Source organism: Staphylococcus sp. OJ82, assembly GCF_000294465.1.
GTDB lineage: Bacteria > Bacillota > Bacilli > Staphylococcales > Staphylococcaceae > Staphylococcus > Staphylococcus equorum.
This window is the reverse complement of record NZ_ALPU01000021.1, coordinates 25,560-38,061: the sequence shown is the minus strand read 5'-3', so window position 1 is coordinate 38,061 and position 12,502 is coordinate 25,560. Positions and strand designations below refer to the sequence as shown.

The following is a 12,502-nucleotide window of genomic DNA, read 5'->3' as shown; positions in this document are numbered from 1 at the left end:
CATTTAAATAATATGGTGGAGACTAGCGGGATCGAACCGCTGACCTCCTGCGTGCAAAGCAGGCGCTCTCCCATCTGAGCTAAGCCCCCATATAAATTTTAAAGAGTCGGGAAGACAGGATTCGAACCTGCGACCCCTTGGTCCCAAACCAAGTGCTCTACCAAGCTGAGCTACTTCCCGTACATAATTTAATTGATTAAATTGATTAACACTTTTAAAGATGGTGCGCCCGACAGGGGTCGAACCTGTAACCTCTTGATTCGTAGTCAAGTACTCTATCCAGTTGAGCTACGGGCGCTATATTAAAAATGATGGTGCCGAGGACCGGAATCGAACCGGTACGGTGATCTCTCACCGCAGGATTTTAAGTCCTGTGCGTCTGCCAGTTCCGCCACCCCGGCAAAAATAATGGAGCAGAAGACGGGATTCGAACCCGCGACCCCGACCTTGGCAAGGTCGTATTCTACCGCTGAACTACTTCTGCAAATGAAACTGTATGAGCCATAGTGGGCTCGAACCACTGACCCTCTGATTAAAAGTCAGATGCTCTACCAACTGAGCTAATGGCTCATGAAATGGTGCCGGCCAGAGGACTTGAACCCCCAACCTACTGATTACAAGTCAGTTGCTCTACCAGTTGAGCTAGGCCGGCTATCATGAAATGATGGAGAATGACGGGTTCGAACCGCCGACCCTCTGCTTGTAAGGCAGATGCTCTCCCAGCTGAGCTAATTCTCCACATAATTTTTAATAAAAGCCTGGCAACGTCCTACTCTTGCGGAACGTAAGTCCGACTACCATCGGCGCTAAAGAGCTTAACTACTGTGTTCGGCATGGGAACAGGTGTGACCTCTTTGCTATTGCCACCAGACAAATTAACTTACTCAATTAATAATACATTGTTTGTTAATCTTTTGCAATAGTCAATTTTACACTATCTTAAAGATTTGTTTACAAGACTTTTACTTGAGTTATGTATATAGTGCTTGTCGTTTTTGATGACTTTTATATATTAATTCATTTTCACTTTAATGTCAATGCTTTTCGAACATTTCTCGACAAGAAATATTTTAAATGCTTATATGTCTTGTTTCGTTTCCTTAACTCGACTTGAATAATCTTATCACATAGAATCTATCTTTACCATACCTTTTTTAGTATATTATTATATTTTAATAGCATTATAATACTTAATTGTATCTTATTACTAATTTAATTAATTTATTTAGTACTTAAACCCTCTATTCTCTCTTATTTTTAGCATATCTATAGAGATTAAACCAAAAAACAGACCATATACTACGTCTCACCAGTGTGAAATCGTAACATATGATCTAGTTTAAATGATTAAATCAATTATCACTTAGTTTAAACCAAGCTTTTAATAATCTATTTTTGTTTCATATAAGGGAATAACAATACATCACGGATAGAAGCAGAATCAGTAAGTAACATTACTAATCTATCAATACCAATACCTAAACCACCTGTTGGAGGCATTCCGTACTCTAATGCTTCAATGAAATCTTCATCCATTTCGTGCGCTTCATCATTACCTTCTTCTTTTTCTACTAATTGCGCTTCAAATCTTGCTCTTTGATCAATAGGATCATTTAATTCTGTGAATGCATTACCGTGTTCTCTACCTACTATGAATAATTCAAAGCGATCCGTAAATCTTGGATCCTCTGGATTTTTCTTAGCTAGTGGTGAGATTTCGATTGGGTGTCCATAAATAAACGTTGGTTGAATTAAAGTTTCTTCAACTTTTTGCTCAAAGAACTCATTTAAGATATGACCATATTTCATATTATCTGTTATTTCAATGCCATGTTCTTTAGCTAATGATTTAGCTTCTTCATCAGTTTGCACCTCGAAGAAGTCCACACCTGTTTCTTCTTTAACAGCATCAGCCATATGAACTCGTTTCCAATCAGATTCTAAATCTATAATTTCTTCGCCGTAGTTTACTTTAGCAGTACCAAGTACTTTTTCAGAAATATGTCTAATCATATTCTCAGTTATATCCATGATATCGTGATAGTCAGCATACGCTTCATATAATTCAATCATAGTGAATTCTGGATTATGTCTTGTTGATACGCCTTCGTTTCTGAAAACACGTCCAATTTCATAAACTTTTTCTAATCCACCTACAATTAAACGTTTCAAATGTAATTCAATTGCAATTCGCATATATAATGTTGCGTCTAAAGCATTATGATGTGTTTCGAAAGGACGCGCAGCAGCTCCACCAGGAATTTGGTGCATCATAGGTGTTTCTACTTCTAAAAATCCTCTTTGATTTAAGTAATTACGCATTTCTTGTAATATCTTACTGCGGTTAATAAATGTTTGCGTGCTATCTTGATTTGTAATTAAGTCAAGGTAACGTTGACGATAACGCTGTTCGATATCTTGTAAACCGTGGAATTTATCAGGTAATGGACGTAATGCTTTAGTCAACAACGTGAATGTTTTAGCTTTAACAGACAATTCACCTGTATTCGTTTTGAACATTACACCTTCTATACCTACAATGTCTCCTAAGTCTGCAGAATTCCAAACTTCAAATTGTTCGTCTCCTACTTGGTCTTTTCTTACGTAAATTTGTATTTGACCAGTTAAATCTTGAACATGAGCAAATCCAGCTTTACCTTTTCCACGTTTAGTCATTAGACGACCGGCGATACTTACGTTGCTTTCATCTTCTTTGTCATGTAATTCTTCTTTTGTATATGCGTCCCAATCTTCATGCAATGGGGCAGCCGTAGAAGTACGTTCAAATTTTTGACCAAAAGGATCGATACCTAAATCGTATAACTCTTGTAATTTTTGACGGCGGACTTGCATTTGGTCGTTCATTTCTTCTGACATTACTTTCTCTCCTTTATGCTTCTTGTTCTAATTTTTATTATTCTTTAGCTTCAATCTTCACTTGGAACGTTTGATAGTTATCTATCATTTGTTGTTCTGTTTATTTCAAAGCTTTTCTAGTCTTACCATATAGATACAGCACACATTAAACCCACACCCATTTTTAACTGTACGTTTAAATGTAACGTTATCTACATTAGCCATAGGAGCAAGAATTACTCTATTATATATCTATACGACTCCCGTTTTCCACATATTTTATAACTATAAACCTTTATACTCTTTGACTGAATCGTCTGCCGTTACTATACTTCCAATTTTTTTATTGGAATGAGGTTCTACACAATCTGATGCTATATCATTTAACGGTATAAGTACAAATGCACGCTCTAGCATACGTGGATGCGGAACGTTCAGATTTTCTTCATCAATAATATGATTACCAAACAATAAAATATCAACATCTAAAGTTCTAGGGCCCCAACGTATATCTCTTACTCGGTGTAACTGCTGTTCAGTATGCAGACACTCTTTTAATAAATCTTGTGGAGTTAAGGATGTATAAATTTCAATACATTGATTTAAAAATTGTGGTTGGTCGACATAACCTACTGGCTCTGTTTCATATATCGGGGATTTTTGCGTTACTTGAATGCCATCTGTATTATCTAATATACGGATTGCTTCATCAAGTTGTGACGCTCTTTCTCCAACATTACTTCCTAATCCTAAATAAGCATATTCCATTAGAGATTCTCCCTCACTATTTCAACGCCTACACCATCATAATGGCCAGGTATAGGTGGATTTTCTTTAGTGATTCTAACTTTCGTTTCCATTACACGATTATAGTGTGAATTTATACGTTTTGCAATACGTTCAGCTAGATGCTCTAATAAATTTACAGGCTTGCCTTCCATGATTGCTTTTACTTCTTCAAAAACTTCACCATAATGGACTGTATCTGTAACCTCATCAGATTGCCCAGCCATACTCAAATCAACTTTCATTGTGACATCGACAATAAATATTTGTCCAATATCGTTTTCAGCTGGCAGCGCACCATGATAACTATAGAATCTCATACCATTAAGAAATATTGTGTCGCTCATCGTCATTCTCCTTTAAATAGTCCATGCTTTGTCCTAATCGAACATTTAATGCGACATTATGAACTCTTACCGCTTTTACGCCTTTCATTATACCATACGCAGTAGTAGCTGCCGTACTTTCATCACGTTCGGTAGGCGTTGTTTCTGTACCTATCATTTCTTTTATGAACCTTTTTCTACTTGTTGCTAATAGCACTGGATAACCTGTAGCTACCAGTTCATCTAAACGTGACATAACTTCTTTTTCTTCTTCACGTGTTTTGGCAAAGCCAATTCCTGGATCAATCCATACTTTATGTTGAGGTATACCTGCCATTTCCGCTTTATTTACTTGTTTTAATAAATACAGCAACATCTCATCCACTACCGGTTCTGTTCTTTGACCATCGCCATTGTGCATGAGTACGATCTCACCATTGTATTTCGCTACTACATTGAAAATACGTTCATCATAGTGTCCTGCCCATTGATCATTAATCATCGTGGCACCTAATTTCATTGCAGCTTCTGCCACTTCACTTCGATAGGTATCTATAGATAGTTGTACATCTAATTCAGCCAACGCACTTACAACAGGGAGAACACGCTCCAACTCTTCCTCAACGCTTATCTCTTCAAAACCTGGACGGGTAGATATCCCACCAACATCTATAATATCTACACCTTCATCCATTATTTCTTTTGCTCTCTTAATCGCTTTTTCAACTGTATTATATTTACCACCATCAGAAAAAGAGTCAGGAGTTACATTTAATATGCCCATAATTTTTGTATGCGTCATAATTATTCTTCTTCCTTTCACTTTATAAATGATTTCTCTTATGTATTATATTTACTATTCTATAATAACGTTAATTTTCAATTTTTTCAGTAATCAAAACTTGAAATCACATATGCTAGTGTATTGTTTTTACTTTGCTTACTTATGTTTCTTTATGTACACACAAAAAAACCGACTCACATGAATATGTGGCCGGTAATTGTTAAATATATATCATTTAGTCATCAAATGAATATAACGGTGTAGAAAGATAACGCTCACCATTACTTGGTAATACAGTAACAACTGTTTTACCTTTACCTAATGATTTTGCTTTTTCAATCGCTGCAACAATCGCAGCACCTGAAGAAATACCACCTAAGATGCCTTCTTCTTTAGCAACTCTACGTGACATATCCATAGCAACTTCATTACCTACTTTGATAATTTCATCGTATATGTTTGTATCTAAAGTATCTGGTACAAATCCTGCACCTAAACCTTGTAATTTATGTGGACCTGGTTCGCCGCCACTTAAGATAGCTGAGTCTTCTGGTTCAATCGCTACAAGATTAATGTCTGGGTATTTTTCTTTTAATACTTTACCCGCGCCACTAAGTGTTCCACCAGTACCTACACCAGCTAAGAATGAATCAATCGTTTTGCCTTCAAATTGTTCAACTAATTCTGGTCCAGTTGTTAATTCGTGTACACGAGGGTTTGCTGGGTTTTCGAATTGTTGCGGCTCATAATAACCGAATTCTTCTTTTAATTCTTTAGCTTTTTTGATTGCACCTTTCATTGCTTCTGATCCAGGTGTTAATACTAATTCTGCGCCGTATGCTTTTAACAAGTTACGACGTTCTTGACTCATTGTTTCAGGCATCGTAAATACTGCTTTATAACCTTTAGCTGCACAAACAAAAGCTAAGCCAATTCCTGTGTTACCACTTGTCGGTTCAACAATTGTATCACCTGGTTTAATTTTACCTGCTTGTTCAGCTTCTTCAATCATTGCTAATGCAATACGGTCTTTCACAGAGCCACCTGGATTTTGATATTCAAGTTTCACATATACGTCTGCTGCATCTTCCTCCACAACGTTGTTTAACTTAACAACAGGTGTATTGCCAATTGCTTTTACGATATTATCTACTGGTTTATTTGTCATTTAGTATTGCTCCTTTTCATTAAAAAGTTTAAAACCTACTTTTTCTCTCGGATATACTTTATATTTTATCAGATTTTTCAGCAAATACAACTATGAAGATTTAATATACCAATTTTTTTGTTCAATAGCCTAGTTCAATACCTAGTGTAAACCTTTTAGTTACTTTTTTCTATTAATCCATGTAACTCATCTTCTGAAAAATTATATTTATTTCTACAGAAATGGCATTCAACTTCTGCACCATGGTCTTTATCAATCATATCTTGAATTTCAGCTTCGCCTAAACCTTTAATAGCAGTTAAGAATTTTTCATGCCCACAATTACAATCGAATTGTGTAGGAAGATTTTCTAATAGTTGTACGTTTTCTTCCCCTAGTATTTCGAAAAGAATTTCTTCAGGCGTTAAACCTTGGTCAATCAGTTTAGAAACTGGTGTCATTTGATTGATTGCAGCTTCGAGTTTATCAACTGTTTCATCGTCTGCACCTGGCATAACTTGTATTATAAAGCCACCTGCAGCTTTAATTGAATTGTCAGGGTTTACTAATACGCCTAAACCTACTGACGATGGTACTTGTTCACTTTTAGCAAAGTAATAAGTGAAGTCATCTCCTAATTCACCAGAAACGAGTTCACTAGAACCAGAAAAGAAATCTTTCATTCCAATATCTTTTACAACTGTCAATGCACCTTCTGAACCAACTGCACGGCTAACATCTAATTTACCAGCATCATTTAAAGGGAAATGTGTTTGAGGATTCGTAACATAGCCTCTTATATTCCCTTTAGCATCAGCGTCAGCAATTATTTTACCAATTGGCCCTTTTCCATCAACTGTAACTGTTAATTTTTGATCGTCTTTAAGCATTGCACCCATCATCACTGTTGCTGTCATCGTACGTCCAAGTGCTGCTGAAGCAGTTGGCCACGTATAATGTCTTGTTTGTGCTTCTTGAACACTTTCAGTTGTTAACGCACTATAAGCGCGAATTTGTCCTCCAAAAGCTAATGCTTTAACTATATAATCGTTCGTCATTTTGTTTATTTCTCCTTTAATATCATCTAGTTTTGAAAATGTTTTTCTATCTTTACTCTAAGATTGTTTTTACACTTTTTATCAATGCAATTTATTGTAATCGTTCGAGGTAGAAATTGCGAAACATCTGTTTATAAATTATTCTGTTATATTTTGCTATTAAAAAAGCTTCCTTCTACTATCAATATGATAGCAGAAAGAAGCTTTAAGTTCAGTTATTAATTTCTATTGCTTGGATCATTCGGATCGTTCGGATTGCTAGGTTTATCGATATTAGGTGCTTGTTCATGACCTGTTTCTTCAGTGTCATTGTTGTCTTGTTGTTCATTTTCTTTATCGTTATCCTGTGTTTCATCATCTGAATCTAGTTGTTCTCTACGAACGTCCTCGTAAGATTTACCGTATTTTCCTTCTTCAAAGTCATCATCTTTATGTTCCACAACTTTGGCACTATCATAATCTACTTCTGGTAGGACACCATCGTTAAATAATGATTGGATTTGTTCGGCAACTAATGTTTCTTCAGTTAATAATGATTCAGCTATTAAATCTAACTGTGATTTATGCTCTAACAAGATAGCCTTACAACGCTCGTATTGTTCTTTAATAATACGTTGCACTTCTTTATCAATTTCGTATGCAATTTGTCCTGAAAACTCAGTGTCGCCTTGCATTTCTTTTCCTAAGAAGACTTGACCACCGTTGCTATTTGTGAATTGAACCGTTCCGATTTTTTCACTCATACCATATTCAGTAACCATTTGACGTGCAATTTGTGTCGCACGTTCAAAGTCATTAGATGCACCTGTAGATACTTCATTAAAGGTAATATCCTCAGATACACGTCCACCAAGTAGACCACAGATTTTATCTAATAATTCTTTTTCTGTCATTAAGAAGCGATCTTGTTTAGGTAACATCATTGCATAACCGCCGGCTTGTCCACGAGGTACGATTGTAACTTTGTGAACAACTTCAGCTTCATCAAGTACCATACCAATAATTGTATGACCAGCTTCATGGTGCGCTACAATATTACGTTCTTTTTCTGAGATTACGCGAGATTTCTTAGCTGGACCAGCGATAACACGGTCTGTCGCTTCTTCAATATCACGCATATCGATTTTTTTCTTACCTTCACGTACAGCAACTAATGATGCTTCGTTTAATAAGTTTTCTAAATCTGCACCAGAGAAACCAGGTGTTCTTTCTGAAACTGCTTTTAAGTCAACTGTTTCATCAAATGGTTTGTCTTTCGCATGAACATGAAGAATTGCTTCACGGCCTTTCACATCCGGACGACCTACTTGAATTTGTCTGTCGAAACGACCTGGACGTAATAACGCTGGGTCTAAAATGTCTGGACGGTTTGTAGCAGCTATCATAATGATACCTTCATTATCACCAAATCCATCCATTTCAACTAGTAATTGGTTCAATGTTTGCTCACGCTCATCATGGCCACCACCTACACCGGCACCACGTTGACGACCAACTGCATCGATTTCATCAATAAAGATGATACAAGGCGCGTTTTTCTTAGCATTTTCGAACAAGTCACGTACACGACTTGCACCAACACCCACAAACATCTCAACGAAGTCTGAACCACTGATTGAGAAGAACGGCGTGCCGGCTTCACCAGCAACTGCACGAGCTAATAATGTTTTACCTGTACCAGGAGGGCCAACTAAAAGAACACCTTTAGGAATTCTAGAACCCATTTGTTTGAATTGTTTATTGTCTTTTAAGAAATCGACTATTTCAATTAATTCTTGTTTCTCTTCATCTGCACCAGCTACATCAGTGAAGCGTACACGTTTTTGTTGATTATCGTACGTTTTCGCTTTGGATTTACCAAAGTTCATCATACGATTACCACCGCCACCGCCGCCACCTTGGGCTTGGCTAAGGAAGAATATAAATAAAAGTGCGATAATTAATACAGGAATTAATGTTGTTAATATACTTACAAATACACTTTGCTTTTCTTCTTCTTTAACTGTAAATTTCAATCCATCTTGACTTTGTGCTTTATCAGTTATTTTTTCTAGCTCTTTATCGTTGTTATATAAAATAGTTGAAGAATACTCTTCATCTTTATCTGTTTTACCACTTACCATATATACGTTTTGTTCAGGTTGTATTTCCAGTGATTTTAACTCACCTTTATCTAACTGCTTAACAAATTGATTATATGTAAGCTGCTTTGGCATATTCCCATTTCCGTTAAGCCACGAAAACAAGCCAAAAATAATAACGCCAATGATTGCGATAACTAGCACGTTACGAAAGGCTTTCTGCATGCGTCGTTTCCTCCTACTTCAATTATAAAACTAACAAAAATTGTAACACAACACTCGAGTTTTCGGCTACTATTTCAACTTTTGCGTTATGTTTACAATTCTTATTGTTTTACCCTTTAGTTTTATTTTTCTATTATGCTTAAAGTTAAATGAATATTATATATTGTCACGTACCCTCAAGTTTATGTATTAAATTTCAAATGATTTAAGTGTAACCCTACTTTTCACATTCACCAACTTAATTCGACTGTAACTTACAGTATATAACAACTTTTTCCGCGAATAAATTGTACTGCTTATTTTGAATAGATTTCTGGTTTCAATGTACCAATATAAGGTAAATTTCTATAATGTTCAGCGTAATCTAAACCATAGCCTACTACAAATTCGTCAGGTATCTTTTTACCTACGTATTTTGCTTCAATGTTTGCTTTACGACGGTTTGGTTTATCAAGTAGCGTAACAATTTCAAGTGAATTAACACGACGTGATTCAAGTAATTCAGTAATTGATTTTAATGTAGTACCAGTTTCTAGAATGTCTTCAATAATTAAAACATCTTTATTTTCAATAGATCCACTTAAGTCTTTCAAGATTTTTACTTCTCCTGTTGACTCGGTGCCTCCGTGATAACTAGAAACATCCATAAAGTCGATAGCTAAATGCGTATCAATGTATTTAATTAAATCTGCCATGAACATAACAGACCCTTTTAATATCCCAATACAAACAAGTGGCTTCCCTTTGTATTCCTCTGTTATTTTCTTACCTAGCTCTTCACAAATTTGATGTATATCTTCCTCTGACAATAAAATGTCTTTTAAATCATCTCGCATGTTTTCATTCCTCTCCCATATTTCGTATAAAAATTGATTGATTGTATCTTTTTTTTAAATATAATGTGCCAACAGCAATAATCTCATTATATGCATTAACTATAACTGGCATTTGGTTACGTTCAGTTTGCATAACCTTTTCATCAATAAGCAGTCTACTTATCTTTTTATGCCCTTTCATACCATTCAGTTCAAATTTGTCGCCGTCTTTTCTTGTACGGATAACTATAGGATACTCGAATGTAGGAAATTCGTTAGTAATATCAATGCTATAGCGACCATAGTTGTATACACCTGGTTGATCAATCTTAGTCGGAGCTAGTTTTTCTTTACAATTTGCCATTATTATAAATTTATCATAAGCGATGTGAATTATCCATTCATGTGTCGCATATAATGTGCATTGTGTTACATTTTCAGTAAGTTGCTGAAACCATTCATCGTAAGTTTTCTCAGTAATCGACTTATCTAATGGTAATTCAGCAAAAAGTTTATCCAAGACTGCCATTTTGACACTATGTCGTAAATTTAAAAATTGTTTTCTCGAAAAAGTAACTTCATTGTCATCATTACAAAAATCAACGAATGCCGAGATAAATGTTGTAGCTTCGTTTCGCACAACTTCTAATTGTTCATCATGCCAGTCTTTTAATTTTAGCAATTGTTCTGTAGATAAGTGTTTATTACTTTCAATGTCAGGTAATATACGATTACGAATATCATTTCTGACGTAATGATTTTCTGTATTTGATTCATCTTCATAATATGGAACGTTATGTTTTGTTTGATAATTACGTATTTCTGATTTCGTGGCTTCTAAAAAGGGTTTACATAAATTATAGTGACCTCTTGAAGAAAGATATGTCATACCCAAGCTACTTCTCGTAGAGCGTCCAGTCATGAGTCGATAAAATATCGTTTCAATTTGGTCATCTTGATGGTGTGCCGTAAGTAATACATCTGCCTTTAACTCGGTCATCATATCATCAAACCAATGATAACGTTCAGCTCTCGCTGCACTTTCAATACTATTACCTTTTTCAATCACAGCAGACAAGTCTAGATGTTGTACATGCAATGGAATCTGATGCTTGTCACAATACCCTTTAATAAATTGTTCTTCTGCTGCTGCAGCAGGACGAATATTGTGATTTACATGTAGACAAGTCAACTTAGTATATGAATCAGCTAAATGCGTAATCAATTGATGCAATAGCACCATGCTATCCACACCTGTAGAAACTGCCAATACAATGTGATTACTTTTATTCCAGCCTTCAGTATTTACTCTCAACTTATCTACCTCCTTGACCATAATGTTACCTTAACGATGCAAATGCTCGTAATATTATGACTTATATACAACAAAAAAAGAGACTGTTTCCTCAAGTAAGAAAACAGTCTTAGATTGTTACGATCAAACTTAATTTTGGAAAAATTATTGTACTTTGTTTTCAAGTCGTTAAATTAATTCCTATTTCAACAGTCTTATGATATATATTTATTAACGTTTCGCGCCTTTTCCACCACGTCTAGATTCTGTTTGACGTTTAATGGATGTTAATTTATCTTCACTATCTTTCAAGAAATCTGTTAATTTCTTTTCAAAGTCCTCACCTTTTGGTTGAGGTTTTTTATAATTGGGTTTACTTTGAGGTCTACGTGGACGATCTTTTGCTTTTTTAATTGATAAACTAATTTTACCATCATCAGCAATTGAAAGCACTTTAACTTCAACTACATCTCCAACAGATAAATGATCTTCTACGTTTTCCACGTAATTATCTGCAACTTCACTTATGTGAACTAAGCCACTCTTTCCTTCAGGAAGTTCGACGAAAGCGCCAAACTTTTTAATACCAGTGACTTTACCTTTAAGCTTGTTTCCTACTTCGATTGACATATTGTAAATAAATCCTCCCGATTTGTTTCGATTTTAACCCTATTATATGCCTGTTTGCATAAATTAACAATGGTATTGTTACTTAAATGATAAATTTCACTATTTATCCTCTTTTGATGATTTAGATTTCTCTTCAGATTTCTCACCAGGCAACTTGAAAATCACTTCTCCATCATTACTCAAATAATAATCATCTCGCGCAACTTTCTCTATATAACTTTTATCATTAAGATTGTTTAATTGTTCTTTTAATGCGAGTTCTTCATCTTGTTGCTTTTGATATTGTTGTTCTTTTTCTTGACGCTCAGCTGCGTCGTCTATATTACTTTGTTTTTGAGTGACAAGCATTACAGTTAAAATAATAATGAGGATAAGTAATATGCCACCAAATAAAGTAATACGTTTTCGTACGACTCTTCTTCTCATTTTTTGCTGTTGTTTCTTTTTATTTTCAGCAGAAGTGAACGTATTCCCTATGTTCTCAACTTTTTTACTCATTG

11 protein-coding genes, 8 tRNA genes and 1 rRNA gene are annotated in these 12,502 nt (G+C 35.3%); all 20 read right to left on the bottom strand.

Going from position 1 to position 12,502, the window contains the following annotated elements:
- Nucleotides 1-13: 13 nt before the first annotated feature.
- Nucleotides 14-89, bottom strand: a tRNA-Ala gene (locus tag SOJ_RS13910).
- A gap of 17 nt (nucleotides 90-106) precedes the next feature.
- A tRNA-Pro gene (locus tag SOJ_RS13905) sits at nucleotides 107-180 on the bottom strand.
- Nucleotides 181-221: 41 nt separating this feature from the next.
- A tRNA-Arg gene (locus SOJ_RS13900) sits at nucleotides 222-298 on the bottom strand.
- A gap of 14 nt (nucleotides 299-312) precedes the next feature.
- Nucleotides 313-401: transfer RNA gene (locus SOJ_RS13895), tRNA-Leu, on the bottom strand.
- Nucleotides 402-409: 8 nt separating this feature from the next.
- Nucleotides 410-484, bottom strand: a tRNA-Gly gene (locus tag SOJ_RS13890).
- A gap of 13 nt (nucleotides 485-497) precedes the next feature.
- Nucleotides 498-570: transfer RNA gene (locus tag SOJ_RS13885), tRNA-Lys, on the bottom strand.
- A gap of 6 nt (nucleotides 571-576) precedes the next feature.
- A tRNA-Thr gene (locus SOJ_RS13880) sits at nucleotides 577-652 on the bottom strand.
- 13 nt (nucleotides 653-665) lie between these two features.
- Nucleotides 666-738: transfer RNA gene (locus tag SOJ_RS13875), tRNA-Val, on the bottom strand.
- Nucleotides 739-756: 18 nt separating this feature from the next.
- A 5S ribosomal RNA gene (gene rrf / locus SOJ_RS13870) occupies nucleotides 757-871 on the bottom strand.
- 518 nt (nucleotides 872-1,389) lie between these two features.
- Entirely contained in the window at nucleotides 1,390-2,877 is a 1,488-nt protein-coding gene (gene lysS / locus SOJ_RS13865; RefSeq protein WP_002508760.1) for a lysine--tRNA ligase, read from the bottom strand.
- Nucleotides 2,878-3,141: 264 nt separating this feature from the next.
- Nucleotides 3,142-3,624, bottom strand: coding sequence for a 2-amino-4-hydroxy-6-hydroxymethyldihydropteridine diphosphokinase (gene folK / locus SOJ_RS13860; protein WP_002508759.1), 483 nt, complete (start codon nucleotides 3,622-3,624; stop codon nucleotides 3,142-3,144).
- Complete coding sequence (folB, locus tag SOJ_RS13855; protein ID WP_002508758.1) at nucleotides 3,624-3,989, bottom strand: dihydroneopterin aldolase; 366 nt, start codon at nucleotides 3,987-3,989, stop codon at nucleotides 3,624-3,626. Before folB ends, folK begins: the two co-directional genes overlap by 1 nt.
- Complete coding sequence (folP, locus tag SOJ_RS13850; RefSeq protein WP_002508757.1) at nucleotides 3,967-4,770, bottom strand: dihydropteroate synthase; 804 nt, start codon at nucleotides 4,768-4,770, stop codon at nucleotides 3,967-3,969. Before folP ends, folB begins: the two co-directional genes overlap by 23 nt.
- A 217-nt stretch (nucleotides 4,771-4,987) precedes the next feature.
- Entirely contained in the window at nucleotides 4,988-5,920 is a 933-nt protein-coding gene (gene cysK / locus SOJ_RS13845) for a cysteine synthase A (RefSeq protein ID WP_002508756.1), read from the bottom strand.
- A gap of 155 nt (nucleotides 5,921-6,075) precedes the next feature.
- Entirely contained in the window at nucleotides 6,076-6,957 is an 882-nt protein-coding gene (hslO, locus tag SOJ_RS13840) for an Hsp33 family molecular chaperone HslO (protein WP_002508755.1), read from the bottom strand.
- A 218-nt stretch (nucleotides 6,958-7,175) separates the two neighbouring features.
- The gene (ftsH, locus tag SOJ_RS13835; RefSeq protein WP_002508754.1) at nucleotides 7,176-9,263 is read right to left on the bottom strand and encodes an ATP-dependent zinc metalloprotease FtsH; all 2,088 of its coding nucleotides are present in this window, start codon (nucleotides 9,261-9,263) and stop codon (nucleotides 7,176-7,178) included.
- A gap of 296 nt (nucleotides 9,264-9,559) precedes the next feature.
- Nucleotides 9,560-10,099: a hypoxanthine phosphoribosyltransferase gene (gene hpt, locus SOJ_RS13830; RefSeq protein ID WP_002508753.1), complete on the bottom strand. Its 540-nt coding sequence runs from the start codon at nucleotides 10,097-10,099 to the stop codon at nucleotides 9,560-9,562.
- A 4-nt stretch (nucleotides 10,100-10,103) separates the two neighbouring features.
- Nucleotides 10,104-11,393: a tRNA lysidine(34) synthetase TilS gene (tilS, locus tag SOJ_RS13825; RefSeq protein ID WP_002508752.1), complete on the bottom strand. Its 1,290-nt coding sequence runs from the start codon at nucleotides 11,391-11,393 to the stop codon at nucleotides 10,104-10,106.
- Nucleotides 11,394-11,603: 210 nt separating this feature from the next.
- Complete coding sequence (locus tag SOJ_RS13820) at nucleotides 11,604-12,002, bottom strand: S1 domain-containing RNA-binding protein (protein WP_002508751.1); 399 nt, start codon at nucleotides 12,000-12,002, stop codon at nucleotides 11,604-11,606.
- A gap of 99 nt (nucleotides 12,003-12,101) precedes the next feature.
- Nucleotides 12,102-12,500, bottom strand: a complete 399-nt coding sequence (locus SOJ_RS13815) for a septum formation initiator family protein (RefSeq protein ID WP_002508750.1) — start codon at nucleotides 12,498-12,500, stop codon at nucleotides 12,102-12,104.
- Between the last annotated feature and the right edge of the window lie 2 nt (nucleotides 12,501-12,502).